A 25,521-nucleotide genomic window follows, 5' to 3' on the forward strand; every position below is an offset into this window, starting at 1 on the left:
TAAACTATGAGCCTTTTGTACCATATTTTTCTCCTTTCGCTTTACAATTAGCTTGAACACCTTTATTGTATCGCGTTCGGAGTTTTTTTGGTATAACCTTCGACGCGCACCCGCATAGCGGGTGGTTTTTTTGTCTCGCACCTAACGGAGCGAGACGGACTAATAGTCACATAATAAAACGCATACTATCAAGGTTCAAACACCTGATACTATGCGTTTTTCTTATTTGAAAGACTTTTATCCAGATTTCTTTACTTAATCTTCTTGATACTTTGACTAAGAATAAATCCTACAATCATCCCTACCATATTTTGCATGAAATTTGGTAGGATTTCTGGTAGGGCTGCAGCCCAGCCATTCATCAATGTAGAACCCAAGGCGTAACCCCCTACCATGGCAATCGTTGCTAAGATAAGGCCTAACCACTGAGTTTTTCCTTTAAATCCTGCGAAAAATCCCTGCAAGCCATGGTTGACCAAACTAAAGAACATCCACTGAGGATAGCCTGATAAGAGGTCAATCAAGAAACCTGCCAGTCCTCCGACTACAGCCCCTTCACGACTACCAAAGTAGAAGGCCGTAAAGAAGACACCCGCATCTAAAAGAGTTAGAATGCCTGTCGGTGTTGGAATTTTTAAGAAATAGCCTAGGACCACAGAGAGGGCGGTTAATAGGGATACAAGGGCGATTTTAGTTGTTTTGGTTTGCTTCATATTGTCTTACTCCATACTGATCTGCTTGTGCAATGGCACGATAAACGAAAGCCTTAGAGCTTTCTACTGCTGGTAAAAGTTCATCACCTTTAACCAAGTGACTGGCAATGCTAGAGGCAAAGGTACAACCTGCACCAGCATTTTGCCCTTGAATGACAGGATTTTCTAGGACTGTAAAGGTTTGTCCGTCATAAAAGACATCTACAGCCTTGTCCTGACTAAGGCGATTGCCTCCCTTGATAATGACTGCTGGCGCGCCTAATTCATGCAATTTCTGCGCTGCAGCTTTCATATCTTCCAAGGTTTTAATTTCCTGATCAGCTAATAATTCTGCTTCAGGAAGATTAGGCGTAATCACACTGACATGAGGGAAAAAGCGAATCAACTCTTGGCAGAGTTCACTAACTGCTACGTCATGCGTTTCCTTGCAGACCAATACAGGATCCAGAACCACAGGCACTCCTGGGCGTTGCTTGATAAAATCCAATGCCTTCTCAGCTACACTGACAGTTGGTAGAAGACCAATCTTAATCCCTGCAAATTCCACATCACGCAAGCTATCTAATTCATATTGAAAAATGGTATCGTCAGTTGGAAAGACCTCAAATCCTTTTTCTGTCAAGGTTGTCAAGCAAGTTACTGCTACAAAGCCATGCAAGCCGTTCAAGGTATAGGTCGCCAAATCAGCGGACAATCCACCACCACTAAAAATATCATTTCCTGAAAGTGCTAAAATACGATTATTCTTCATAACGAATCTCCTTTAAATATAAACCATTTGGTGCTGCAGTGGGACCTGCAAGTTGCCTGTTCTTTTTCTCCAAAATCAGGTCAATCTGCTCTACTGGCATTCGATTATTTCCGATTTTGAGCAGTGTCCCCACCATATTGCGAATCTGCTTATACAAGAAACCATTTCCTGAAAAGGTAAAGGTCAAAAACTGGCCTGTCTCATCAACCCTGAGACTAGCTTCTGTGATGGTGCGAACCTTGTCCTCTACGCTGGTCCCAGATGCTGTAAAGCCTGTGAAATCGTGGGTTCCTTCTAGCCTTTTGACGGCCTCCTGCATCCTCTCCACATCGAGTGGGTAGGGGAAGTGAGTGGCATAGTGACGGCGCATCGGATTTTTGGGACGGCCCCTATCCACGATAAACTCATAGGTCTTGCTGTGCTTGGCATAACGGCAATGAAAATTATCCGCCACAAGCTCAATCGAAACCACATCGATATCTTCAGGAGACTGGGTATCCAAGGCAAAACGGAGCTTCTCCTCATCCATCTGATAGGGCAGGTCAAAATGAATCACCTGTCCCAAAGCATGAACCCCACTATCTGTCCTACCAGCACCGTGAACAGTAATGGCTTGCCCTTTATTTAACCTGGTCAAGGTTTTTTCAATTTCTTCCTGAACGCTACGCGCATGAGGCTGGCGCTGAAAACCAGAAAAGGCATAACCATCATAGGAAATAGTTGCTTTGTATCTCGTCATAACTTCTATTTTATCAAGAAATTAGTCTCGTAACAAGCTAGAAAATTTATAATTGTCTGGGTACAAAATTCACAAAAAGAAAAACTTAGGAAACCAATCCTAAGCTCTCTTGTGAAGTAGGTACATGACAAAGATAGAGGTTACAATCAACCAAGATCCTAAGATAGCAAAGACCAACATCCCATTGTGAGTTAGTAAGCCAATTGCACCTAGAACAAATGGGGTCGTAAAGGCTCCGAAACTACAGCCTAATACAGCAAATGAAGTTGCTTGATTGAGGAGTTTAGCTGGAATTCGTTCAGAGACAAGTTGAAAGACCGTCGTCAAGGCTACACTGTAGGCAAAACCAGCCAGAATGCTTCCTGCCACTACCACCCACAAGGATGGAGACAAGGCAATCACGATTTGCCCTAAGCCGAAGGTAATACCAGACCAGAGGAGCAATTTTTCCTTAAAGATAGAAATCAAGAAAGAAAAACTCACCCCAGCCACAATCCCGATCAACTGCATGACACTAAGAACAAAACTAGATAACTGGGCATCTCCAAGTCCTCTTTCCACCATCAAACTTGGAATACGGATGGTAATAGCCGTATTGGTACAAACTACAACTGCCGCTTCTATAGCTAGGATAAAAATCAAGCCTTTCATTTCCCCAGTTAAACGACTTGCTTCCTTCTCCTTTTTCTTGACTGCTTTCTTTTCTTTGCCATAAGGGACAAAGAGTAGATATAGGATCAGCACCAAAAATCCAGCACTATAGGCTAGGAAGGTAGCTGTCCAACCAAAGGCCAACAATTGGCCGACTGCCAAAGTAATGAGAGAAGCCCCAACGACCTCTGCAGAACCGCGTAATCCTAGCATCTGAATTCGGGTTTTTCCTTGATAGCGTTCACTGATAATAGAAATAGCCTTGGCATTGATCATCCCAACTCCCAAACCAAAAAGAATCCGTGTCCCAAAGACAAAGGGATAGGCTTGATACCAAAAGGGAGCTGTTCCACTTAGTGATAAAATCAACAAGCCCAAACTAATCTGTAAGCGCTCAGGAAATATTTTTTCTAAGAAACCATTTAGCAGTAACATCATCATGATTCCAAAGGAAGGCAAGCTCGCCAAGAGCTCAATTTGTTCCTTAGGATAACCTTGATAATAGTCAAACATGGCTGGCAGGGCACTCGAGATGGAAAAGGAGGTAATCAAAACGAGGGAGAGAGCCAAAATACTGGCCCGTTCTAAAAATTGTTTCATGAAATCTCTTTCTATATTTCTCTTAATCTTCTACTTTTTTGATCGTTATCAAACAAGCAAGAAAAGAAGAAGTCCCATTGGTATACAGACTCCTTCTTAAACTCGAAAATGAATCCCTTGTGTCTTAGGATGACTTTCTCTTGATTTGCTTAATAAAGTAGAAGATAAATCCTGCTACCATATAGGCAACAAAGATAATCAGACACCACTTAAACACAACATCCCAACCCTTGTTCACATTCAAAAAGAAGTAAGGGAAAGGATTATCCTTGGCATTTGGAATATTGAGTTTTAAAACCAAGCCATTAAAAAGAGCAAACATCATATACAGCAAGGGTAAAATGGTCCACACAATTGGATCCCAAATCTTGTATTGACCCTGTTTGTCAAAAAAGAGGGTATCTGCGAAAAACCAGAGGGGAACGATATAGTGGCAAAGGAAATTTTCTAGGGTATAGAAATTAGTCGCAATAGGCGCTAAGAGGAAATGGTAAATCACACAGGTAATCATGATACTCATGGTGACTCCACCTTTTAAGCGCAAGAGACTTGGTCTTTGCCAGTTTTCACCTACACGGCTCATAACCTTTAGAAGATAAAGGGTAAAAATAGTTACCAAGAGGTTGGACAGAACCGTGTAATAGAGAAGCATCCCAAAACCACCATGCTTGGTAATTTCAAGGTAAACTCCCGTAAAAGCCGCTAGAAACAAGAAGATACGGCTATAAAATACAAGTTTATAGTGTTTTGACATGTTTAAATTTTCTTCACAAACTCTGATTTGAGTTTCATGGCACCGAAGCCATCAATCTTACAGTCGATATTGTGGTCGCCTTCTACGATGCGAATATTTTTCACGCGCGTCCCTTGTTTCAAATCTTTTGGCGCACCTTTTACCTTCAAGTCCTTGATGAGAGTTACTGTATCACCGTCAGCCAATTTATTTCCATTGGCATCGATAGCAACAAGACCCTCTTCTACATCTGCAACTTCAGCAGGATTCCACTCATAAGCACACTCTGGGCAAACCAGTAGGGCACCGTCTTCGTAGACATACTCTGAGTTACATTTTGGGCAATTTGGTAGGTTGTTCATGGTTTCTCCTTATCATCATTCGCTATTCTTTGAAAATCAAAATTCTCGAACAGCAACTATTATACCCTAAAATCAGCATTTTGACAAATTTAGAAAAAAACCGATATCTATCTATCGGCTTTTCTACATTTACATTCTTTTTTTAGCTTCTGCTTTGATTTTTTCAACTACTTCTTGAATGTTCAAACCAGTTGTATCAAGGTAGACAGCATCCTCTGCTTGTTTGAGAGGCGAAGTCTCACGATGACTATCCTTGTAGTCACGCGCAGCAATTTCCTCTTTTAGAGTTTCAAGGTCTGTTTCAATTCCCTTGGCAACATTTTCCTTGTAACGACGCTCTGCTCTCTCATCGACTGAAGCTACTAGGAAGATTTTTAATTCTGCTTGTGGCAATACAACAGTCCCAATATCGCGACCGTCCATGACAATCCCACCTTGCTGGGCAATTTCTTGTTGGAGGGAAACTAGTTTCTCACGCACTTGAGGAATTGCCGCAATAGCAGAAACATGATTGGTCACCTCATTTTCACGGATAGGGTGGGTAATATCCACATCCCCTACAAAGACAAGCTGTTCTCCAGTTTCTGAACGTCCAAAACTGATTGGATGCTGGTCCAACAAGGCTAGAAGGGCTTCGACTTCTTCTACTCCTAACTGGTTTTGGAGAGCCATGTAGGTCGTTGCACGATACATGGCACCTGTATCTAGGTAGGTGTATCCAAAGTCCTTGGCAATAATTTTTGCGACCGTACTCTTACCACTTGAAGCAGGACCGTCAATAGCAATTTGAATTGTTTTCATATCGGCTCCTATTTTATTTTTATAACATCACCTGGATTAGCAAACCAAGATCCTGTAGCCATGTGCCCAGGATTTAAGGCCTCTAACTGAGCAATGGAGATTCCTGCACGAGCGGCAATGGCTGCTTCCCCTTCTCCAGCTAAGACTTTTGTCGTCCCTTCTGGATCTGTAGCTTCCTCCGAGTGTTCAGAAGAAGATTCTGAACTCTGCTCAGGCTGGGAACTGCTTGAAGATGAGACTTGTACTACACTTGTATCAGAATCATGAAAATCTTTCAAGGCTGCTGTGCGATTACTCCCACCCGATGATAGATAGATGAGAACAATAATCATCACTACCACAATTACAAAGAAAATACTAGCTAAGATCGTCAAGACACGATTGGCCACTACATCTCTGCCTTGAGTTCTCTTACGACGCTCTGCTCTTGATTCTTCTTGATCATAAATATCTTCTTGCCACGGTTCTTTTTCCATACCCTACTCCTTGTTTTTTTTTACGTTTCTTATTACAATATAAATATGAACATGAAAATCACACTTATACCTGAACGATGTATCGCCTGTGGGCTTTGCCAAACTTATTCTGATTTATTTGATTACCACGATAATGGAATCGTGCGTTTTTACGATGACCCTGACCAACTAGAAAAAGAAATTTCTCCTAGCCAGGATGTCTTAGAGGCTGTTAAAAATTGCCCAACTCGCGCCCTGATTAGCAATCAGGAAGCCTAAATCAATAGCGATAATCCACTTCCTCTAGTTTAGCACATTTCCATGTAAAATTATAGTCTTTTCACTTTATTTTTTTCTGTAAAATCAGGAAGGTCACTTTTTTCTTTGATCAGATAAAGTGGTCTTTTTTTAGTCTCCAAATAAATTTTACTGATGTACTTGCCGAGAATCCCAATGGTCAAGAGTTGAATGCCTCCAAGAAAGAGAATGACAGCCATCAGAGAGGTCCAACCTGATGTCGGATTGCCCAAAATGAGGGTCCGAACCACAACAAAAAAGGTCATCAGTAGAGAAATAAAACAAGATAGGAGACCAGCTACAAAGGCTATAGTCAACGGGAAATCTGAAAAATTAACAATCCCTTCAATGGAGTAGAAAAAGAGTTGCCTAAAACTCCAACTGGTCTTGCCAGCCTTCCTTTCGACATTTGGATAGTCCAGATAGTGGGTTTTAAAGCCGACCCAGGCAAAAAGTCCCTTCGAAAAACGATTGGACTCAGTCAAGCTTAAAATGGCATCGACCACAGACCTTCTCATCATGCGAAAATCACGAACACCTGACGGCAGGGCTACTGGACTGATTTTTTTCATGAAGCCGTAAAAGAGATCAGCACAGAAACTGCGAAAGAAGGGTTCTCCCTCCCGACTGGTTCTGCGTGTTCCTACACAGTCTAAATCTGCATTCTGGTCTAGTAAGGCTTTCATCTCAAGCAACATACTAGGAGGATCTTGGAGATCTGCATCCATCACCACCACCAAATCTCCGGTTGCATATTGCAAGCCTGCATATAGAGCAGCTTCTTTGCCAAAATTTCGCGAGAAAGAAATATAATGAACTGCCGGATTTTGTTCTCGATAGGCCTTTAAGAGTCTCAAGGTCCCATCACTTGATCCATCATCGACAAAAACATACTCGATTTCTGTTTCCAAATCTGGAAGTAAAGCTTCCAAAGCCTGATAAAAAAGAGGAAGTACTTCCTCTTCGTTTAAACAGGGGACAATGATTGACATCACCATCTTAGTCTTCAAATCCATTTGGATGCTTGCTTTGCCAACGCCATGCGTCTTCACACATTTGGGTGATGTCGAATTCTGCTTCCCAGCCAAGTTCTGCTTTGGCTTTTGCAGGATCTGAATAGCATGCTGCAATATCACCTGGGCGACGGTCTACAATGCGGTAAGGAATCGGACGTCCCACTGCTTTTTCCATATTTTGGATAATTTCAAGAACTGAGTAGCCTTTACCTGTTCCAAGGTTATAAACGTTTAGACCTGAACCTTTTTGGATTTTTTTCAGAGCTGCGACGTGACCTTTGGCCAAATCGACGACGTGGATATAGTCACGAACACCCGTTCCGTCTTCCGTATCGTAATCGTCTCCAAACACTTGCACTTGTTCTAGTTTTCCAACGGCTACTTGCGTCACATATGGCAAGAGATTGTTTGGAATACCATTTGGATTTTCTCCTAAATCACCACTCTCATGGGCTCCGATTGGGTTAAAGTAACGAAGCAAGACCACATTCCATTCTGAGTCTGCCTTGTAGATATCTGTCAAAATTTCCTCTAACATGAGTTTGGTACGACCGTATGGATTGGTCACTGAAAGTGGGAAATCTTCCAAGATGGGTACTGTGTGCGGATCTCCGTAAACTGTCGCAGAAGAACTGAAAATGATGTTTTTACAGTTGGCTTCTTCCATTACCTTCAAAAGACTAAGAGTTCCTGCTATATTGTTGTCATAATAGGCAAGAGGGATACGGGTAGATTCACCGACAGCCTTCAAGCCAGCGAAGTGAATGACCCCTGTTGGTTCTTCTTGCTTGAAAATATCTCTGAGGGTATCTGTATCACGAATATCTGCCTCATAGAAAGGCACTTCAACTCCTGTAATTCTTTCAACAACTTCTAAACTTTTTCGATTGCTGTTGACAAGGTTATCCACCACAACAACCTGATGACCTGCTTGGATTAACTCAATAACAGTGTGGGTTCCAATAAAACCTGCCCCACCCGTTACCAAAATCTTTTCTTGCATCTTCTTTCCTCGATTCTCGGATTATTTTTTCTTATTTTACCATTTTTGATAGGGAATGTCATTTGCCGTCCTAGAGGGATGGCTAAAATTTCAGTAAAATTCTTATTCACTTTTTACTCGTTTGACATAGTTTTCAATTGGATAGTTTTCAGGGTCCAAGGTCAACTCCTTGTCTTGGACCAGTTGAGCTAGATGGTAGCCAATGATAGGACCAGTTGTGAGCCCTGATGAACCTAGTCCACTAGCAGCATAGACACCTGCCAATTCTGGCACCTGCCCAAAGAAAGGTGAGAAATCACTGGTGTAGGCACGAATTCCCACTCGTTCACTTCTGGAAGTCGCTTCCGATAAAACAGGATAGTGAGGCAAAGTTGCTTCCTCCATTTGCTGGAGCAAGGCTTCATCTACCGTCAAATCAAATCCCATGTCATTTTCATGGGTGGCTCCTAAGGACAATTTCCCACCTGCAAAAGGAATCAAATCCCACTCCCCTTCTGGCATGACAACAGGGTAAGCTTCCATGTCTTGGGCAAGCTGATAATCTCGTAATTGCCCTTTTTGAGGACGGACATCCACAGTATAACCCAAGGGTTCTAACAAGTCCCCCAACCAAGCTCCCGTCGCCAAAATAACCTGATCAAACACCTCTTCGCCAATCTGATAACCTGATGCTAAAGGTGTCAGAGTCACTTTTTCTTTGACCAGCTTGACGTGACTGGCTTCCAGCAAACGAGTGACTAAGAGTTGTCCATCTACTCTCGCTCCACCAGAAGCATAGAGCAGGTGGTCAAATCCCTGCAAACCAGGGAATAATTCATTTGCTGATGTTTGATCCAGAATGGCTAATTGCCCTATCAAGGGAGATTCTTCTCTTCGCTGGAAGGCTAGTTGATAGAGTTCTTCCAACTTGGATTCATGTCTTTTCAAGAGAAAAACTCCCGAACGCTGGTAAAAGTCTATTTCTTGCCCTGACTTCTCTAAATCAGCTAATAAATCCACATAAAAATCAGCCCCCAAGCGTGCCATTTTGTACCAGGCCTTGTTGCGGCGTTTGGAAAACCAGGGGCTGATAATTCCTGCTGCGGCCTTGGTAGCTTGACCTTGTCCATGGTCAAAGACGGTTACTTCTAGGTCACTTTCTTTCGAGAGGTAGTAGGCTGCTGTGGCTCCCACAATTCCTGCTCCGATAATAGCAACTTTTTTCATTGTTTTCACTTTCTAACTAGATATGGTGGAAAGGATTGGTCGATGCTTGACTAGGTACAATATCGATTGTCCAGCCATTTTCTCTTTTCCATAGATTAAGAAGCTCTGCAATTTTTTCCACAAAAATCACTTCAATATAGTGACCTGGGTCCAATGCCAACAAGCCATCAGACAACATATCCTGGGCAGTGTGGTAGTAAATATCACCAGTGATATAGACTTCTGCTCCTTTAGCTAAAGCATCCTTATAGAAAGACTGCCCGCTACCACCACAGATGGCCACTCTTGAAATAGACTTCTGCAAATCACTCTCTTGATAATGCACCAATCGAAGACTATCTAGACCAAAGACTTGCTTGACATTCTGGGCTAATTCTCCAAAGGTCTGAGGCTGAATATTCCCAATACGTCCAATCCCACGTTCAGGACCTGTCTCCTGCAGATAAGTCGTCTCCTCAATGCCTAGCATCTGGCAGAACCAGTCATTAAGGCCATTTTCAACGATGTCAATATTGGTATGGCTTACATAAACTGCGATGTCATGCTTGATGAGATCAATGTAAATCTGATTTTGTGGACGGCTGGATATCAAATCCTTGATGGGACGGAAAATCGGCGCGTGCTTGACAATAATCAAGTCCACACCCTTTTCAATGGCTTCAGCCACCGTTTCTTCACGAATATCGAGAGCCACCATAACCCTTTGGATATCCTTGTCCAAAGTTCCAATTTGCAGGCCACGACTGTCTCCCTCCATTGAAAATTCCTGAGGGCAAAAGGCTTCATATGCGTTAATTACTTCACTTGCTAGCATGGAGAACCTCCTTGATGGCTTGAATTTTATCCACTAGAACTTGACGTTCCTCCAGATTTTTTTCTGGGATTTTTCCGAGGGCAAACTCTAGCTTAACAGCTTCTTTTTGCCATTTTTGGACAAAGACTGGGCTGACTTCTTTGGACAAAAAAGGACCAAAGCGAACATCACTGGCTGATAGCTTCATTTGTCCTGCTTCCACAACCAAAATCTCGTAAAACTTGCCAGCTTCTTCTAAGATGTTTTCAGCTACAATCTGAAATCCGTTCTCTTGTAACCAGATACGCAAATCGTCTTCACGATTATTGGGCTGGAGGATCAAACGCTCTACATTAGCTAACTTGTCCAAGCCTTCTTCCAATATCCTAGCAATCAAACGACCACCCATACCAGCAATGGTAATGACAGACACTTGGTCAGTCTCTTCAAAAGCTGCCAAGCCATTGGCTAAACGAACCTGGATTTTTTCCTTTAGGCCGTGAGCCTCAACATTTTTGACCGCAGACTGGTAGGGACCTTCCACCACCTCACCCGCAATAGCATTTTTAATTTGTCCTCTTTCGATCAACTCGATAGGCAGATAAGCATGGTCACTCCCCACATCTAGTAAAATGGCTCCCCGTGGCACAAAAGAAGCCACCAATTCTAATCTCTTTGAAATCATCTTCTCTCACTTTCCAAAACTCTATTACCTCTTATTATACCACATTTCAGCTAGCAATCTTGTACCTAAAAAGACCGCAATCCACAGATTGCAGCCTTTCTTTATTTTCTGGCTTGATAGCGACTAGTCAGGATGAAAATCACGGTAAAGACCAACATCATGACACCATAAACAGGTAATGTTTGTCCTGTTAAGGTTGAAATTTCAAGCAGTTTTTGAATTCTTGGGAAGAGAGCTGTGGCTAGGAAGCCTCCTACTGACCAAACAATCAAGAGGACACGCCATAGGGTAAATGGCATGCAGGCTCTAAATACGGATAAGAAACCAATTGACCCCAAGAGATAATAGAGGAGAGTTGAGATTTCTAACTCAGACCAACCTTGGCTACTTCCAAATATTTTCACAAAGAGAACGCTGAAGACGACCATGAGAGCGCTTGGTAGGGCACGAAGCATGGATCTTCTGAGGAAATTTGGCTCAACAGGTTTGATATTTCGCTCAAAAGTCAGAACGAATGGTGGGAAACCTTCCACAAACTGGTCAATCATGGTAATCTGGATTGGAATAAAGGGGAAAATCAAGATCCATTCAGACCGTCCCAGAAGAGCACTGGCAATACAGATGACCGCTAATAGGAAAGAATAGATGGTCTTAATCAAGAAAATCGGGGCGATATGGGCAATGTTATTGACTACGCGACGACCTTCAAAGAGAATCTCAGGAACATCATTAAAGTCAGAGTTCAAGAGAACCAGATTTGCAATCTGACGAGTCGCAGGATCTCCCTCCGCCATTACGATAGAACAATCCGCCTCACGAAGAGCCAGAATATCATTGACTCCGTCTCCCGTCATAGCCGTTGTATGACCCGCTTTTTTCAGAGTTTGGATGATGAGTTTCTTTTGATGAGGGGAAACCCGTCCGAAAATAGCAGTCTCCTCCGCCATAGCAACCAATTCCTCATCCGTAATTTTCGAGCAATCTACATAACTATCATAGTCCGCAAAACCAGCCTTCTGGGCAATGCTGGATACCGTAACTGGATTGTCACCAGAGATAATCTTGAGGCCCACTTCCTGAGAACGGAGATAGTCCAGCGTCTCTGCTGCTCCCTCTCGAATGGGATCCAATATTTCCAGCAAGGCTAGAGCCTGAATATCAGATGGTTTCTGTGGTTTGTGATGGTCTAGTTTTTCCTGACTGAGAGCCAAGACCAAGACACGTGAACCTCTCTCCAAGGCCTCTCTGGCTTCTGGGACCTCAGAATCCAGCAACATCTCAGGCGCCCCTAAGAAAACTGTTCCCAAACCTTCTAACTCCATAGCACCCCACTTGCGGTCGCTTGAGAAGGGGAGATTGGAAATCATAGAATAGGCTACTTGGCCTTGGAATCGCTGGCGAATAGCTTGGGCAGTTGGATTTTTATCCTCACTATGAGCTATATAGCTAGTCAAAATGTTGGCAATAGTCTCTTCACCATAAGTTTCCGTCAGAGGAAGAACAGCCTCTACCTGCATCTTTCCTTGGGTGATGGTGCCCGTCTTATCCAAACAGAGCATATCCACGCGCGCCAAGGTCTCAACGGAGTACATCTCCTGCACCAAGACCTTTTTCAAGCCTAACTTAATCACCGCTGTCAAGAGCGAAGTGATGGTCAAAAGGGCAACTCCCTTAGGTAACATCCCCAAAAGAGCTGTCGACGAGTTTACAACGGACGACTTAAGAGGCAAGCCTTTTAAAATCAAGGCTTCTAGCAAGAGAGCTAGACCAAAAGGAATGATAATTTTCCCAGTAAAACCTGCTAACCTGTCCAGCGATTCCATGATACGAGAGTTGATAGGTTTCACAGTCTTAGCCTCAAGCATAAGTTTAGCAGCATAGTTGTCTGCACCGACATGGTGAACTTGAGCTAAAACTGCCCCACTGGCTAGGAAACTTCCTGACAAAAGCAAGGCGTCAACTTCCTTTTGCACCAAATCACTTTCCCCCGTCAACATGGCTTCATTGACTTCCGCAAAGCCTTCCAAAACCAAGGCATCACTAGGAATTTGCTCTCCAGCAGACAAACGAATGACATCTCCTAACACCAATTCTTCAGGATTAAGAGCCACTTCCTGGCCATCACGAATAGTCTTGACCTTTTCCTTGGTCATGAGATTGAGCTTGTCCACCATATGCTTGGCACGGAGCTCCGTCACAATCCCTGAAAAAGCGTTAAAGCAGATAACGACAAAGAAGACCAGATTGCTCCAAGCCTGCACAAAGGCAAGGGCCAAAGCAATGGCAAAGTTCAAAGCGTTAAAAAGGGTAAAGACATTTCGTTTGATGATTTGCCAAGTGCTGGTACTGGCCGAAGCAGTAAAATCATTGACCAAGCCCTTAGCCTGTCTTTCCTCGACTTCTCTTTGGGTTAATCCCATAATCTTATTTTTATCCATAAATTATATCATATCATTTTTTCTAAAAGAATTCTAATCTCATCCCAAATATGGACCTGGTCAAGGGAAAAGTTTGCCAGCCCTCCTTTGATAAGGTATAATAATAACAAGAAAAGAATCGAAGGAGATCGCATGTTTTATACTTATTTACGTGGATTAGTTGTATTACTCCTATGGTCCATCAATGGCAATGCCCATTATCATAATACTGATAAAATTCCTAATCAAGATGAAAATTATATTTTGGTTGCGCCTCACCGTACCTGGTGGGATCCTGTTTACATGGCCTTTGCGACCAAGCCAAAACAGTTCATCTTTATGGCCAAAAAAGAGCTCTTTACCAACCGTATCTTTGGTTGGTGGATCCGTATGTGTGGCGCCTTTCCTATCGACCGTGAAAATCCTAGCGCCTCAGCCATCAAATACCCTATCAATGTTCTTAAAAAAAGTGACCGCTCTCTCATCATGTTTCCAAGTGGGAGCCGTCACTCAAACGATGTCAAGGGTGGCGTAGCCCTGATTGCCAAAATGGCCAAGGTCCGTATCATGCCGGTTACCTATACAGGTCCTATGACCTTGAAGGGCTTGGTTAGCCGTGAGCGTGTTGATATGAACTTTGGAAATCCAATCGATATCTCAGATATCAAGAAAATGAATGATGAAGGCATTGAAACAGTCGCCAATCGTATCCAAGCAGAATTCCAACGTCTGGATGAAGAAACGAAACAATGGCACAATAATAAAAAACCAAATCCACTCTGGTGGTTTATCCGCATCCCTGCCCTCATCCTTGCCATTATCCTCGCTATCCTAACCATCATCTTTAGCTTTATCGCAAGCTTTGTATGGAATCCAGATAAAAAGAGAGAAAACCTTGGTTAAATAAATACAACAATCCCTTGGCAAAAGCCAAGGGATAAATCTTTTATTCGATTTTCCATTTTTGGGCCAACCAGCTAGAAAAAGCTAGGAATCGCTCAGCTACTTGTTCGTGGTGTCCATAAGGGTCAAAGACAAACTGGCTGTTCGGATAGCGTTTCTGAAGACTGGTATGGATTTTCTCAGCATAGACTGGTGCTTGAGCCAAGCGATTGCTATGATTGACTCCTTCTGTTTGACCATTCTGTAAATACAGCAAACAGTCTAGATTTTTCACTGTCTCTGCCTTGCAGTAAGCCACAAAATCAGGATACCAAAAGGAACCGCAGATAGAAAAAACACAGGAAACCTTATCAAAGCTGAAAAGACTGTAAACTGCCACCAAGCCACCTAGTGAATAACCTCCGTAGGCAAGGCGTGCTTCATCCAGTCGATAAAGCGACTGCAACTTATCTAAAAGACCTCCAAATAAATCACTATGATAAGCATTTGCCTGACCGCCAAAATCTGGAGCTCCATCTCTCAAAGCAGCCGCCTTCCATGGAGTGTAGTCATCTAGGCGATTTTTAGAGGTCAAGCCCACTAAAATCACAGATTCGGAAAGGGACGATAGGAAATCCAAGTTTCCATCATTCAAGAGAATAACTGGATAGGTTTGATTGGGATCATAGGTCAAAGGAAGGCTGACCTTGACTTGGATTCCTTCCCAATCAAACTCATTATTTATTGATAAAGTCATTGATTTTCTCAAGGGAATCAATCACTGCTGGACCATAATCCATCAACTCATCGTAAGAGATGGTCATGATTTTTTGATTCTTAATAGCAGGAACGCTTTCCAAAACAGCATTTGCCTTCAGCAACTCTACTGCTTTTTCATCCAATTTTTTATTACGATCGCTGGTTACATAGATAATCAATTCAGGATCCATTGACACGAGATTTTCCAAGGTCAAGCCTGATGTCCCCGTAGCAACGTTTGTATAACCAAGTTGGTTCAGCAAACTTTCTTGCAAAGCAGACTTGTAGGCACCGAAGGTTTCATCATTATAAGCAACCATAATCAAAGCCTTTTTCTTTTCACCTTGACTTGCTGGGTTTGCTTTCTTAACAGCGTCAATTTTAGTTTGTAATTGGGCTGCGTATTCATTGGCCTTGTCCTGAACATTAAAAATCATTCCCAGATTTTTGACATCTTCTACGATATTCCCCAAATCTTGCTGAATTGTTGAGAGAGAAGCTTTTTGCGTATAAACTGGGATTTTGTTTTCATTCCAAGTGCTAACTGTCCCCAAGGATTTTTCAGAAAACATCATGTTTCTCCCCATCACAGCGTCTGGCTCATAAGAAAGGACTGTCTCTTGTGAGACTGTTTTTTTATCCCCAATTTGAGGAATAGTCGCAATCGCGTCCTTGTATTTGTCCGTCACAGCATTGTCTGGGTTAAGCATGCCAACAATTTTATCCTTCAACCCCAACTCCAATAAGATTTCAGTGGTTGAAAGATTATTGGTAATAACTTTTTCAGGTGCCTTGTCAAAAACTTGTTCGACTTCATTTCCTTTAGCATCATAAGTTTTGATAGTTAGCGGATAAGTCGTCTCTGCGTTAGCCTTTTGACTTGTCTCTGTGCTAGACTGTGTGGTAGTTTTTTCTGTAGTAGTGTTACCACAAGCTGCCAAAGTTAAGGTAGCTACTGTCACGAGTAAAATACTGAGTGTTTTTTTCATCTTGTTTTCCTTTTCATTCTTATAAATAGTGAATCATAGCTTGCTGATCCTCGGTCCAAGTCACCTGACTTTGAACTCCATATACAGTTTGCAATGACTCAGGGGTGATGGTCTCCTTTGGAGTACCTTGGTAAAGGATTTCTCCCTCTTTCATCAAATAGAGATAATCCGAATAGCGACAAGCAAGTTGAATATCATGTAGGACAGCTAGAACATTGACCTTGAGATTTTTCACAATGGCTAACAAGTCTAGCTGATACCTGATATCCAGGTGATTGGTTGGTTCGTCTAGGAGTAAAAGAGTCGGTTCTTGCGCCAAGGCGCGGGCTAGTAAGACTCGCTGTTTTTCTCCCCCTGACAGAGACGAATAGAGACGAGTTTTCTTCTCGAGCATATCCACCTTAACGAGGGCATCTTGAACGAGTGTAAAATCTCTTTCCCTTTCCTTCTGTAAAAAAGAGAGGTGGGGAGTTCTTCCCAGCAAGACGATTTCTTCAACTGTACAATCAAACTGCAGTTGATTAAACTGGGTCACAACTGCCATTTGCTTGGCTGTTTCTTTGAGCATCCATTGTTCCAGAGGCTTTCCATCTAGGCTTATCAAACCTTTGTCCGCCTTTTCCTGACGATAGAGGAGTTTAAGTAGACTGGTTTTTCCACTTCCATTTGGTCCTAATATCGTGTGAAATTGATTCCCTTTAACCTTAAGAGAGACTCCTTTAAGGATTTTTTTCTCTCCTAGTCCAAAATGGATATCCTGACAAATCAAGTCCATATCAGACCCTCACCTCCCTTCGTCTACCTCCAACAATGTAGATAAAGAAGGGAGCACCTACTAAGGCTGTGAAAATACCAATAGGAAGCTCTGCGTTTGGAATGATGATACGAGAGAGTACGTCTGCCCAGATAACAAAGAGGGCACCCAGCAAGGTTGCAACGGGAAAAAGCCTCTTATAATTCGTTCCTACTAACCCTCGAGCTAAATGTGGAGTAATCAGACCGACAAATCCAATAATCCCACAGGTTGCCACTAATACTGCTGTTAGCACAGCCACCATGGTCACATAAAGATACCAATAAAATCGTAAAGGAATTCCCAAAGTTAAAGCAGCCTCATCTCCCATCATCATCGCATTGAAAACACGATACTGGGTAGCGAAAAATAGAAAGGCTATTCCTACTACTATAGTTGGCAGGACTAAGTCAGACCAGGAAGTCCCAGCGAGCGAGCCCATGGTCCAAAACTTAATGGTCATCACACTATCCGCATTAGCGCCGACTGAGATAATAAAGTTTGAAAAAGCCAAAAAGAGAGCGTTGACTACCGTTCCCGATAAGATTAGACTAGAAGTCGTCATCCTTCCCTGCATAGAGGCAATGAGGAGGACAGCAATTGTTGCCAAAATAGCTCCAAGAAAAGCTCCAAGGCTAATCATCACTTTTAAACCAAGAATGATGCTCAAGGTTGCACCTAGAGTTGCACCCGCAGATATTCCTAAGACATAAGGCTCTGCTATGGGATTGTTCACTGTAGACTGCATCACACTACCACACATAGAAAGGCCTGCTCCTACTATCAGACCTAACAATACTCGGGGGAATCTCATGTTCCATACAATGGCAAGAGTAGACTTGGAAACCTCTCCTATCTCAAGAGGAAATCCCAACCTGCTCAACATAATCCGATAGGTATCTCCTAGATCAATCGCAACAGATCCCATTGAAACTGCTAGAAAGAGAGAAATCCCTAAAATACCTAGCAAAATAACTAAAAGTAACACAAATTGCTGGTCTTGTCGGCTTCCAGAAAATTTGGAAAGCATGTAAACCTCCTTTGATAGAATATTAAAAATTTAGAAAATTCTCATGAAAAGTATACCATATTTTCAACAATGGAACAAGATAAGAACAAATGAATATAGTTGGTTTTATAGTGCTAGGAACCGTAAGTAAAGATAATACTTGAGTATATCGAGGTAAGGTGACAACGTAAAAAGCCCTCTGAAAATCAGAGAGCTGATTTGAACCCGGGCTAAAATCCTAGTGAAACAAAAAAATCTACACGGTCAGAAAAGTCTCTATCGTGCCATTTTCATACATGATGTATAGTCCAAGTAGAATGAATACTAAGGGCACAATGATTCGCTCGTATTTTTCAATTGTCTCGAATATTAACGGAATAGAGGATAACACCCGACTAATCTCGCATAAGATAATTATACCGATTACAAACACAAGCAAGGCCACGAGGGTCTGTGACCAATCTAACGAAGCAAAATAAGGTATATAGATACCTAAATTATCTCCGCCAGACGCAATTGTTAGCAATGTAACTGTCCAAAACAGTTGATTTGCCTTGCTTTGTTCTAATCTTTCAATAATTTCTTCCTCTTCTTCCTCTTCTTCCTCACCTTCTCCAACAATTGCAAAGCGAATCCCTAAATAGATAGGGATTAAACCAAGCAATCCAACCATCCATTCTTCAGGCACGAAATTAACGACATAAGCAGCAACTAAACTCGCCCCTACAAGTAAGCCTGTGCCTAGATATTGCCCCGCATAAATATGCCATTTTTGTTTATTCTGTGATAGCTGTGCAAATAAAATAATTAAAATAATTAAATAATCGATACTGGTGGAAATATAAACACCAATAGCAGATATGATTGTCTGTCCCATAAAAAACCTCCTGTATTGGTCAGTAATAAATCAGCAGATTTTAGGAGAGCACAGACACATTAATTTAGCTATCGCTAGTGGGTAATTTCGAACATAGGAAAGCATTTTACTCCTCCTCAAAACGTAGTTACAAAGTAATTTCTAAACGTAGTTACAAAGTAATTTCTAACTGAAATTCGGTGACTACTTCCATGTAAAGTATAACATACTATACTTTACTTCGTAAAGTGTGGGCTCTCCGAGGGGGCTTGCAGACAGCTACTCGGCTTTTCAAGCCGAGTAGTTACGCACCTTTATGGTGTAATTAGCTGATACCATTTGAGGTTTTTGTAGTCTCCAAAATTGTGACCTATAAAACCTCAATAAAAAAGCCCTCTGAAGTCAGAGAGCTGATTTGAGCTTGGGCTAAAATCCTAGTGAAAAAGATGAAACTCCTTGTGTTCATCGAACACGGTATCCTTTCCCTATTTTCATACGGAATTTTGACGCCCTTAGCATCACGATTCTTGCTAGATAAAACGTTTATAGATTAGGCGGTAAGCCGAAGATTGTACGAAATTTTTAGTGAAACAAAAAAATCTCCCCGAAGGGAGAAAAGCTGGTTTATTTTACCTTACAATGCTAGGAAGCATAAGCAAAGATAGTACTTGAGCATACCAAGGTAAGGTGACAACAAAAAAAGCCCTCTTAAAATCAGAGAGCTCCAGTCTTGCTGGATAAAACGTTTATAGACTAGGCGACGAGGCGAATATTGTACTAATGGTACATCGAGCCGAAGCCAACGAAGTATAGAAACGTTTTAGACGCAAGATTAGCGACGAAGTCCTAGAGAGTTGATCAACTCACGGTAACGGTTAACGTCGTTTTTACGCAAGTATGCAAGCAAGTTACGACGGCGACCGATTTTTTTCATCAATCCACGGTAAGTAGCGTGGTCTTTTTTGTGTTGTTTGATGTGTTCGTTAAGGTGGTTGATTTCCCAAGTAAGGACAGCAACTTGAACCTCTACTGAACCTGTATCACCTTCGTGACGTGCATATTGTGCGATGATTTCATTTTTTTTCTCTTTTGAGATTGCCATGATGTTTCTCCTTTTTATTTGGCTTCATCCGAGTGACAGGTTGGCATGCCTGTAACCAAGAAGAAGTTATTTGTCTTTACGACAATCCCTATTCTACCAATAACTACCTTCTTTGTCAACAGATTTACTTTCTTGTTTTAAATATGCTATAATAATCATAGCAAGAAATCTAAGTTGTCTGTTTTTTAAAACGAGGTGATTATCATACCTAGATTCTATTCCCATCTCCCCTATTATTTGGTCATCTTTTTCTTTTACTGGCCACTTTATGAGTTGTTATCACTAATCATTTCTGACCCCCTTTTTCTCAAGAGTCTCTACGTAAATAATATTCTCTTCTTTACACCTCTGGTAATCTTGATTATATCGCTACTCTATAGCTACCGTTTCCGTTTCTCACTTTGGTGGTTAATTGGTAACGGACTGCTCTTTTGCTTTACTAGCATAACCTTTGGTGAATTTATCTGGTTCTACTTTTTAGCCTATGAAACCTTGGCTCTGGTGGGCATGGCTTCCGGTATTGGTATCAAGCATATTCTACAAAAATGAAAAACAAAAAACTTTCACAAAATCCTTGAAAAATCTCACAATCATGCTATAATAATCCATAGAGACAAGTCACTTAGTCCCTTTCTACTAGAGAGTGCGTGGTTGCTGGAAACGCATAGGAAGCCTAAACTGATACTACTCTTGAGTTTTTTATGAAAACATAAAACGGTGGCCACGTTAGAGCCAATCAGAGGTGTCCCTCTTTTTTGAGGTACATAAATGAAGGTGGAACCACGTTGCGACGTCCTTTCGAGGATGTCGCTTTTGGTTTTTCTAGCTTTCACAATCCTCTATCCCTGTTTTCAGAATAGGATTAACACATTCGTCAATAATATAAGTAAGGAGAACATCATGATTAACATTACTTTCCCAGATGGCGCTGTTCGTGAATTCGAATCCGGCGTTACAACTTTTGAAATTGCCCAATCTATCAGCAATTCCCTAGCTAAAAAAGCTCTTGCTGGTAAATTCAACGGCAAACTCATCGACACTACTCGTGCTATCACTGAAGATGGAAGCATCGAAATCGTGACACCTGATCACGAAGATGCCCTTCCAATCTTGCGTCACTCAGCTGCTCACTTGTTCGCCCAAGCAGCTCGTCGTCTTTTCCCAGACATTCACTTGGGAGTTGGTCCAGCCATCGAAGACGGCTTCTACTACGATACAGACAACACAGCTGGTCAAATCTCTAACGAAGACCTTCCTCGTATCGAAGAAGAAATGCAAAAAATTGTCAAAGAAAACTTCCCATCAATCCGTGAAGAAGTGACTAAAGACGAGGCGCGTGAAATCTTCAAAAATGACCCTTACAAGTTGGAATTGATTGAAGAACACTCTGAAGACGAAGGTGGTTTGACTATCTATCGTCAGGGTGAATATGTAGACCTTTGCCGTGGCCCTCACGTCCCATCAACAGGCCGTATCCAAATCTTCCACCTTCTCCATGTAGCAGGTGCTTACTGGCGTGGAAATAGCGACAACGCTATGATGCAACGTATCTACGGTACAGCTTGGTTTGACAAGAAAGACTTGAAAAACTACCTTCAAATGCGTGAAGAAGCCAAGGAACGTGACCATCGTAAACTTGGTAAAGAGCTTGACCTCTTCATGATTTCTCAAGAAGTGGGACAAGGTTTGCCATTCTGGTTGCCAAACGGTGCGACTATCCGTCGTGAATTGGAACGCTACATCGTAGACAAGGAGTTGGCTTCTGGCTACCAACACGTTTACACTCCACCACTTGCTTCTGTTGAACTTTACAAGACTTCTGGTCACTGGGATCATTACCAAGAAGACATGTTCCCAACTATGGACATGGGTGACGGGGAAGAATTTGTCCTTCGTCCAATGAACTGTCCGCACCACATCCAAGTCTTCAAACACCATGTTCACTCTTACCGTGAGTTGCCAATCCGTATCGCTGAAATCGGTATGATGCACCGCTACGAAAAATCTGGTTCCCTGACTGGTCTTCAACGTGTACGTGAAATGTCACTCAACGATGGTCACCTCTTTGTGACTCCAGAACAAATCCAAGAAGAATTCCAACGTGCTCTTCAGTTGATTATCGATGTTTATGAAGACTTCAACTTGACTGAATACCGCTTCCGCCTCTCTCTTCGTGACCCTCAAGATACTCACAAGTACTTTGATAACGATGAAATGTGGGAAAATGCTCAAACCATGCTTCGTGCAGCCCTTGATGAAATGGGCGTGGACTACTTTGAAGCCGAAGGTGAAGCAGCCTTCTACGGACCAAAATTGGATATTCAAGTTAAGACCGCTCTTGGAAAAGAAGAAACTCTTTCTACTATCCAACTTGACTTCTTGCTTCCAGAACGTTTCGACCTTAAATACATCGGAGCTGATGGCGAAGAGCACCGTCCAGTTATGATCCACCGTGGGGTTATTTCAACTATGGAACGCTTCACAGCTATCTTGATTGAGAACTACAAGGGTGCCTTCCCAACATGGCTTGCACCACACCAAGTAACCCTCATCCCAGTTTCTAACGAGAAACATGTGGACTACGCATGGGAAGTGGCTAAGAAACTCCGTGACCGCGGTGTCCGTGCTGATGTCGATGAGCGCAATGAAAAAATGCAGTTCAAGATCCGTGCTTCACAAACTAGCAAGATTCCTTACCAATTGATCGTTGGAGACAAGGAAATGGAAGACGGAACAGTCAACGTTCGCCGCTATGGCCAAAAAGAAACACAAACTGTCTCAGTAGATGATTTTGTTCAAGCTATCCTAGCTGATATCGCCAACAAATCACGCGTTGAGAAATAAAAGTCTAGCATAAAAGCCTCCAATCGGAGGCTTTTTACGTCTCTTCTCACTCAAGGACTAAGTTCACTTGAGCAAACTGAATCCGCACTGTCGTTCCTTTTCCGACCTCAGACTCGATACGAATCTGGTGACCCAGTTCTTCAGAAATTTTCTTAGATAGATAAAGGCCAAGTCCAGATGACTGCTGGGTTAGGCGTCCATTATATCCTGAGAAACCACGTTCAAAGACTCGGAGGACATCACTGTTTTTTATCCCGATTCCCGTATCCTTGATACAGAGTTCCTGGCCTTCCATATAAATCTCCAGACCACCTTCCTTGGTGTACTTGAGACTATTTGAGATAATTTGCTCAATAACCACTAGCAGCCACTTCTTATCCGTCACGATTTCTTTATCAAGATCATGTAGATTGACATTTAAGCCTTTTTGAATAAAGAAAAGAGCATATTTACGAATTATTTCCTTGACCAAATCCTCGATTTGCACCTGCTTTAAGACCAAATCATCATGGAAACTTTCTAAACGCAGGTACTGTAAAACTAGATTGGTATAGGAATCAATCTTGAAAATTTCCTGTTCTAATTGCTGCTTCAGTTGGCGGTCGGCTACTTCTGCAACTAAGAGTTGACTGGCTGCAATGGGGGTCTTTATCTGATGGACCCACAAGGTATAGTAATCCAACAAATCCGTCAGTTTTCTTTCTGCGTCAGACCTCTGCTGATAGAGTTCCATCTCACGCGCTTCTAATTTTTCTGCTAAAGCTATTTCCAATGGAGATTTGGCTTCCCTCTCACCATAGAGAAGTTCCTGACGATAGACCTGCATTTCAACCAATATGTCCCAAGTAAAAAATAAGATGGTTACAAAACAACACAAGAGGAAAAAGTAGAGAAAGTAAATTCCCAAACTGGCAAATAAAAACTGAAAGAGCAAAACTAGAAATGCTAAAGCAAGCAGATAGACAAACAGACGACTACGGGAGCGCAGATAGGCTAGAAAAAATTGTTTCCAATCAAGCATGCTTCAGACCGTACCCTATCCCTTTCTTAGTTTCGATAAATCCTACCAAGCCCTGCTCTTCCAACTTTTTACGCAAACGAGCCACATTGACAGAGAGGGTATTATCATCAATGAAAAAGTCACTGTTCCAAAGTTCCCGCATCAGGTCATCACGCGCTACGATATTGCCCGCATGCTCAAACAGAACTCGTAAAATCTGGAATTCATTCTTAGTCAAATTCAAGACTTGCCCTTGATAATGTAAATCCATGGATTTGGTATTGAAAATCACACCGGCGTATTCCAGTAAACTCTCGTCACGCCCAAACTCATAGGAACGACGCAACAAGCCCTGAACCTTGGCTAAAAGAACCTGCTGGTCAAAAGGCTTGGTCACAAAGTCATCCGCCCCCATATTGATTGCCATGACAATATCCATAGCCTGATCTCTCGAAGACAGAAACATGATGGGTACCTTGGAAATCTTGCGAATCTCCTGACACCAGTGATAGCCATTAAACAAGGGCAAGCCAATATCCATGAGGACCAGATGAGGTTCCGACTGAACAAAAAGACTCAAAACTTCCATAAAATCTTCTACCAGCACCACTTCAAATCCCCATTCAGAGAGCATTTTTCCGACTTGTTGACGAATGACCTGATCATCTTCTACTAGTAAAATCTTGTGCATGCGCTCCTCCTTTTCTATTATTATAACAGATTTTTCCATGCTGGAAGGTCTGAAACTGAATTTGAAAGAGCTTGTTTTTAGCCAACAAAATGAGGCAACCCTACTAGCTAATTTGAGGGAAATTTGATAAGATAAACAAAAAGAAAGGAGCTCTTATGGCCAATATTTTTGACTATCTGAAAGATGTCGCACACGATTCCTTTTACGACTTACCTTTGAATGAATTAGACATTTTAGCCCTAACAGAAATCACCTACCTCTCCTTTGATAATCTGGTCTCCACAACTCCTCTGCGACTTTTAGACCTGGCAACTCAGGTTCCAAGGGAGCCTAACATGTTGACCAGCAAAAATCGCCTCCAGCTATTAGATGAACTAGCTCAACACAAACGCTTCAAAAATTGCAAACTCTCCCATTTTATCAACGACATCGACCCTGAGCTGCAAAAACAGTTTGCGGCTATGACCTACCGCCTCACTCTCGACACCTATCTGATTGTCTTTCGTGGGACTGATGACAGTATCATTGGCTGGAAGGAAGATTTTCACCTGACCTATATGAAGGAAATTCCTGCTCCAAAGCACGCCCTCCGCTATTTAAAGAACTTTTTTGCCCAACATCCTAAGCAAAAGGTCATTCTGGCCGGGCATTCCAAGGGAGGAAATCTAGCCATCTATGCTGCTAGCCAAATTGAGAAAAGCTTGCAAAATCAAATCACAGCAGTTTATACCTTTGATGCGCCTGGTCTCCACAAAGAATTGACACAAACCGAGGGCTATCAAAGGATAATGGATAGAACCAAGGTCTTTATTCCACAAGGTTCCATTATCGGTATGATGTTGGAAATCCCTGCCCACCAAATCATTGTTCAAAGTACTGCCTTGGGTGGTATCGCCCAGCATGATACCTTTAGTTGGCAGATTGAGGACAAACACTTTGTCCAACTGGAAAAGACCAACAGCGATAGCCAACAAGTCGACACAACCTTCAAGGAGTGGGTGGCCACAGTCCCTGATGAGGAACTCCAGCTCTACTTTGACCTCTTCTTTGGCACTATTCTTGATGCTGGTATTAGCTCCATCAATGACCTGTCTTCCTTAAAAGCTATCGAACACATTCATCATCTCTTCGTCCAAGCGCAATCCCTCACTCCAGAAGAAAGGAAAACCATGGGACGCCTCACTCAATTATTGATTGATACCCGTTACCAAGCATGGAAAAATAGATAAAAAGCTTATGAAAAGGTAATACTCTTCTAAAATCTCTTCAAACCACGTCAGCGTCGCCTTACCGTAGCTATGGTTACTGACTGCGTCAGTTCTATCTACAACNNAGCAACCTGCGGCTAGCTTCCTAGTTTGCTTTTTGATTTTC

General features: G+C 42.3%; 26 protein-coding genes and 1 pseudogene. 5 read left to right on the top strand and 22 right to left on the bottom strand.

Going from position 1 to position 25,521, the window contains the following annotated elements:
* Window positions 1–251: 251 nt before the first annotated feature.
* The 8 genes from HT685_RS03020 to HT685_RS03055 form a co-directional block, all read right to left on the bottom strand.
* Window positions 252–713: an ECF transporter S component gene (locus HT685_RS03020; RefSeq protein ID WP_000814989.1), complete on the bottom strand. Its 462-nt coding sequence runs from the start codon at window positions 711–713 to the stop codon at window positions 252–254.
* Window positions 691–1,464, bottom strand: a complete 774-nt coding sequence (locus tag HT685_RS03025; protein ID WP_173226975.1) for a bifunctional hydroxymethylpyrimidine kinase/phosphomethylpyrimidine kinase — start codon at window positions 1,462–1,464, stop codon at window positions 691–693. The genes HT685_RS03020 and HT685_RS03025 overlap by 23 nt, the downstream gene beginning before the upstream one ends.
* Window positions 1,454–2,203, bottom strand: a complete 750-nt coding sequence (gene truA, locus HT685_RS03030; RefSeq protein WP_173226973.1) for a tRNA pseudouridine(38-40) synthase TruA — start codon at window positions 2,201–2,203, stop codon at window positions 1,454–1,456. The genes HT685_RS03025 and truA overlap by 11 nt, the downstream gene beginning before the upstream one ends.
* 99 nt (window positions 2,204–2,302) lie before the next feature.
* Window positions 2,303–3,454 carry an MFS transporter gene (locus tag HT685_RS03035; RefSeq protein ID WP_173226972.1) on the bottom strand — a complete coding sequence of 384 codons (1,152 nt, stop codon included), beginning with the start codon at window positions 3,452–3,454 and terminating at the stop codon, window positions 2,303–2,305.
* A 124-nt stretch (window positions 3,455–3,578) separates the two neighbouring features.
* Entirely contained in the window at window positions 3,579–4,208 is a 630-nt protein-coding gene (locus HT685_RS03040) for a Pr6Pr family membrane protein (RefSeq protein ID WP_173226970.1), read from the bottom strand.
* 2 nt (window positions 4,209–4,210) lie between these two features.
* Window positions 4,211–4,549, bottom strand: coding sequence for a zinc ribbon domain-containing protein YjdM (locus tag HT685_RS03045; RefSeq protein ID WP_001061596.1), 339 nt, complete (start codon window positions 4,547–4,549; stop codon window positions 4,211–4,213).
* A 129-nt stretch (window positions 4,550–4,678) separates the two neighbouring features.
* Window positions 4,679–5,350, bottom strand: a complete 672-nt coding sequence (gene cmk, locus HT685_RS03050; protein ID WP_173226968.1) for a (d)CMP kinase — start codon at window positions 5,348–5,350, stop codon at window positions 4,679–4,681.
* A gap of 8 nt (window positions 5,351–5,358) precedes the next feature.
* Window positions 5,359–5,826: an SAG1386/EF1546 family surface-associated protein gene (locus tag HT685_RS03055; protein WP_173274654.1), complete on the bottom strand. Its 468-nt coding sequence runs from the start codon at window positions 5,824–5,826 to the stop codon at window positions 5,359–5,361.
* Between the two features lie 51 nt (window positions 5,827–5,877).
* On the opposite strand from HT685_RS03055, the gene HT685_RS03060 reads away from it, so the two are divergent.
* The gene (locus HT685_RS03060) at window positions 5,878–6,084 is read left to right on the top strand and encodes a ferredoxin (protein ID WP_173218573.1); all 207 of its coding nucleotides are present in this window, start codon (window positions 5,878–5,880) and stop codon (window positions 6,082–6,084) included.
* 50 nt (window positions 6,085–6,134) lie between these two features.
* Here the strand turns inward: HT685_RS03060 and HT685_RS03065 are convergent, their stop codons facing one another.
* From HT685_RS03065 to HT685_RS03090, 6 genes are all read right to left on the bottom strand, one after another.
* Window positions 6,135–7,100, bottom strand: coding sequence for a glycosyltransferase family 2 protein (locus HT685_RS03065; protein WP_173274655.1), 966 nt, complete (start codon window positions 7,098–7,100; stop codon window positions 6,135–6,137).
* A 1-nt stretch (window position 7,101) separates the two neighbouring features.
* Window positions 7,102–8,121, bottom strand: a complete 1,020-nt coding sequence (gene galE / locus HT685_RS03070; RefSeq protein WP_173226961.1) for a UDP-glucose 4-epimerase GalE — start codon at window positions 8,119–8,121, stop codon at window positions 7,102–7,104.
* Window positions 8,122–8,223: 102 nt separating this feature from the next.
* Window positions 8,224–9,327, bottom strand: coding sequence for an FAD-dependent oxidoreductase (locus HT685_RS03075; RefSeq protein ID WP_173226960.1), 1,104 nt, complete (start codon window positions 9,325–9,327; stop codon window positions 8,224–8,226).
* Between the two features lie 16 nt (window positions 9,328–9,343).
* Window positions 9,344–10,141, bottom strand: a complete 798-nt coding sequence (locus HT685_RS03080; RefSeq protein WP_173226959.1) for a Nif3-like dinuclear metal center hexameric protein — start codon at window positions 10,139–10,141, stop codon at window positions 9,344–9,346.
* Window positions 10,128–10,805: a tRNA (adenine(22)-N(1))-methyltransferase TrmK gene (locus HT685_RS03085; RefSeq protein ID WP_173226958.1), complete on the bottom strand. Its 678-nt coding sequence runs from the start codon at window positions 10,803–10,805 to the stop codon at window positions 10,128–10,130. The genes HT685_RS03080 and HT685_RS03085 overlap by 14 nt, the downstream gene beginning before the upstream one ends.
* A gap of 101 nt (window positions 10,806–10,906) precedes the next feature.
* Window positions 10,907–13,243 carry a cation-translocating P-type ATPase gene (locus HT685_RS03090; protein ID WP_173251549.1) on the bottom strand — a complete coding sequence of 779 codons (2,337 nt, stop codon included), beginning with the start codon at window positions 13,241–13,243 and terminating at the stop codon, window positions 10,907–10,909.
* A gap of 132 nt (window positions 13,244–13,375) precedes the next feature.
* Between HT685_RS03090 and HT685_RS03095 the strand changes: the two genes are divergently transcribed.
* On the top strand, window positions 13,376–14,125 hold the full coding sequence (locus tag HT685_RS03095) for a 1-acyl-sn-glycerol-3-phosphate acyltransferase (protein ID WP_173226956.1): 750 nt from the start codon (window positions 13,376–13,378) through the stop codon (window positions 14,123–14,125).
* 43 nt (window positions 14,126–14,168) lie between these two features.
* Here the strand turns inward: HT685_RS03095 and HT685_RS03100 are convergent, their stop codons facing one another.
* The 6 genes from HT685_RS03100 to rpsO all read right to left on the bottom strand — a co-directional run bounded on the left by HT685_RS03100 (window position 14,169) and on the right by rpsO (window position 19,612).
* Window positions 14,169–14,861, bottom strand: a complete 693-nt coding sequence (locus tag HT685_RS03100; RefSeq protein WP_173226955.1) for an alpha/beta hydrolase-fold protein — start codon at window positions 14,859–14,861, stop codon at window positions 14,169–14,171.
* The gene (locus HT685_RS03105) at window positions 14,842–15,852 is read right to left on the bottom strand and encodes an ABC transporter substrate-binding protein (RefSeq protein WP_173226954.1); all 1,011 of its coding nucleotides are present in this window, start codon (window positions 15,850–15,852) and stop codon (window positions 14,842–14,844) included. Before HT685_RS03105 ends, HT685_RS03100 begins: the two co-directional genes overlap by 20 nt.
* Window positions 15,853–15,871: 19 nt before the next feature.
* The gene (locus HT685_RS03110; protein ID WP_173226952.1) at window positions 15,872–16,627 is read right to left on the bottom strand and encodes an ABC transporter ATP-binding protein; all 756 of its coding nucleotides are present in this window, start codon (window positions 16,625–16,627) and stop codon (window positions 15,872–15,874) included.
* 1 nt (window position 16,628) lies between these two features.
* Window positions 16,629–17,675, bottom strand: coding sequence for an iron ABC transporter permease (locus HT685_RS03115; protein WP_173226950.1), 1,047 nt, complete (start codon window positions 17,673–17,675; stop codon window positions 16,629–16,631).
* Between the two features lie 235 nt (window positions 17,676–17,910).
* Complete coding sequence (locus HT685_RS03120; protein ID WP_173226948.1) at window positions 17,911–18,531, bottom strand: CadD family cadmium resistance transporter; 621 nt, start codon at window positions 18,529–18,531, stop codon at window positions 17,911–17,913.
* A gap of 811 nt (window positions 18,532–19,342) precedes the next feature.
* Window positions 19,343–19,612 (bottom strand): 30S ribosomal protein S15, encoded by a 270-nt coding sequence (gene rpsO / locus HT685_RS03125; RefSeq protein ID WP_001018251.1) that lies wholly within the window; start codon window positions 19,610–19,612, stop codon window positions 19,343–19,345.
* A gap of 651 nt (window positions 19,613–20,263) precedes the next feature.
* Here rpsO and HT685_RS10340 point away from each other — a divergent pair.
* Together HT685_RS10340 and thrS are read left to right on the top strand one after the other, a co-directional pair.
* Window positions 20,264–20,472 (top strand): annotated as a pseudogene (locus HT685_RS10340) (hypothetical protein).
* 40 nt (window positions 20,473–20,512) lie between these two features.
* The gene (gene thrS, locus HT685_RS03130) at window positions 20,513–22,456 is read left to right on the top strand and encodes a threonine--tRNA ligase (protein ID WP_023945494.1); all 1,944 of its coding nucleotides are present in this window, start codon (window positions 20,513–20,515) and stop codon (window positions 22,454–22,456) included.
* 46 nt (window positions 22,457–22,502) lie between these two features.
* Here the strand turns inward: thrS and HT685_RS03135 are convergent, their stop codons facing one another.
* Entirely contained in the window at window positions 22,503–23,477 is a 975-nt protein-coding gene (locus tag HT685_RS03135) for a HAMP domain-containing histidine kinase (protein ID WP_173278942.1), read from the bottom strand.
* Window positions 23,470–24,147 (bottom strand): response regulator transcription factor, encoded by a 678-nt coding sequence (locus HT685_RS03140; protein WP_173278943.1) that lies wholly within the window; start codon window positions 24,145–24,147, stop codon window positions 23,470–23,472. Before HT685_RS03140 ends, HT685_RS03135 begins: the two co-directional genes overlap by 8 nt.
* A gap of 155 nt (window positions 24,148–24,302) precedes the next feature.
* On the opposite strand from HT685_RS03140, the gene HT685_RS03145 reads away from it, so the two are divergent.
* Window positions 24,303–25,376 (top strand): DUF2974 domain-containing protein, encoded by a 1,074-nt coding sequence (locus tag HT685_RS03145; protein ID WP_173278944.1) that lies wholly within the window; start codon window positions 24,303–24,305, stop codon window positions 25,374–25,376.
* Window positions 25,377–25,521 lie beyond the last annotated feature (145 nt).

Origin of the sequence: Streptococcus sp. 5004 (genome assembly GCF_013276755.1) — a bacterium.
Lineage (GTDB): Bacteria > Bacillota > Bacilli > Lactobacillales > Streptococcaceae > Streptococcus.

Bases quoted from the DNA above. Each gene is read 5' to 3' on its own strand.
- HT685_RS03105 (WP_173226954.1), bottom strand. From the start codon at position 15,852: ATGAAAAAAACACTCAGTATTTTACTCGTGACAGTAGCTACCTTAACT.
- HT685_RS03120 (WP_173226948.1), bottom strand. From the start codon at position 18,531: ATGGGACAGACAATCATATCTGCTATTGGTGTTTATATTTCCACCAGT.
- HT685_RS03025 (WP_173226975.1), bottom strand. From the start codon at position 1,464: ATGAAGAATAATCGTATTTTAGCACTTTCAGGAAATGATATTTTTAGT.
- HT685_RS03100 (WP_173226955.1), bottom strand. From the start codon at position 14,861: ATGACTTTATCAATAAATAATGAGTTTGATTGGGAAGGAATCCAAGTC.
- rpsO (WP_001018251.1), bottom strand. From the start codon at position 19,612: ATGGCAATCTCAAAAGAGAAAAAAAATGAAATCATCGCACAATATGCA.
- HT685_RS03140 (WP_173278943.1), bottom strand. From the start codon at position 24,147: ATGCACAAGATTTTACTAGTAGAAGATGATCAGGTCATTCGTCAACAA.
- HT685_RS03075 (WP_173226960.1), bottom strand. From the start codon at position 9,327: ATGAAAAAAGTTGCTATTATCGGAGCAGGAATTGTGGGAGCCACAGCA.
- HT685_RS03045 (WP_001061596.1), bottom strand. From the start codon at position 4,549: ATGAACAACCTACCAAATTGCCCAAAATGTAACTCAGAGTATGTCTAC.
- HT685_RS03080 (WP_173226959.1), bottom strand. From the start codon at position 10,141: ATGCTAGCAAGTGAAGTAATTAACGCATATGAAGCCTTTTGCCCTCAG.
- cmk (WP_173226968.1), bottom strand. From the start codon at position 5,350: ATGAAAACAATTCAAATTGCTATTGACGGTCCTGCTTCAAGTGGTAAG.
- HT685_RS03035 (WP_173226972.1), bottom strand. From the start codon at position 3,454: ATGAAACAATTTTTAGAACGGGCCAGTATTTTGGCTCTCTCCCTCGTT.
- HT685_RS03145 (WP_173278944.1), top strand. From the start codon at position 24,303: ATGGCCAATATTTTTGACTATCTGAAAGATGTCGCACACGATTCCTTT.
- HT685_RS03135 (WP_173278942.1), bottom strand. From the start codon at position 23,477: ATGCTTGATTGGAAACAATTTTTTCTAGCCTATCTGCGCTCCCGTAGT.
- thrS (WP_023945494.1), top strand. From the start codon at position 20,513: ATGATTAACATTACTTTCCCAGATGGCGCTGTTCGTGAATTCGAATCC.
- truA (WP_173226973.1), bottom strand. From the start codon at position 2,203: ATGACGAGATACAAAGCAACTATTTCCTATGATGGTTATGCCTTTTCT.
- HT685_RS03055 (WP_173274654.1), bottom strand. From the start codon at position 5,826: ATGGAAAAAGAACCGTGGCAAGAAGATATTTATGATCAAGAAGAATCA.
- HT685_RS03040 (WP_173226970.1), bottom strand. From the start codon at position 4,208: ATGTCAAAACACTATAAACTTGTATTTTATAGCCGTATCTTCTTGTTT.
- HT685_RS03090 (WP_173251549.1), bottom strand. From the start codon at position 13,243: ATGGATAAAAATAAGATTATGGGATTAACCCAAAGAGAAGTCGAGGAA.
- HT685_RS03060 (WP_173218573.1), top strand. From the start codon at position 5,878: ATGAAAATCACACTTATACCTGAACGATGTATCGCCTGTGGGCTTTGC.
- HT685_RS03020 (WP_000814989.1), bottom strand. From the start codon at position 713: ATGAAGCAAACCAAAACAACTAAAATCGCCCTTGTATCCCTATTAACC.
- HT685_RS03115 (WP_173226950.1), bottom strand. From the start codon at position 17,675: ATGCTTTCCAAATTTTCTGGAAGCCGACAAGACCAGCAATTTGTGTTA.
- HT685_RS03065 (WP_173274655.1), bottom strand. From the start codon at position 7,100: ATGGTGATGTCAATCATTGTCCCCTGTTTAAACGAAGAGGAAGTACTT.
- HT685_RS03110 (WP_173226952.1), bottom strand. From the start codon at position 16,627: ATGGACTTGATTTGTCAGGATATCCATTTTGGACTAGGAGAGAAAAAA.
- HT685_RS03085 (WP_173226958.1), bottom strand. From the start codon at position 10,805: ATGATTTCAAAGAGATTAGAATTGGTGGCTTCTTTTGTGCCACGGGGA.
- HT685_RS03095 (WP_173226956.1), top strand. From the start codon at position 13,376: ATGTTTTATACTTATTTACGTGGATTAGTTGTATTACTCCTATGGTCC.
- galE (WP_173226961.1), bottom strand. From the start codon at position 8,121: ATGCAAGAAAAGATTTTGGTAACGGGTGGGGCAGGTTTTATTGGAACC.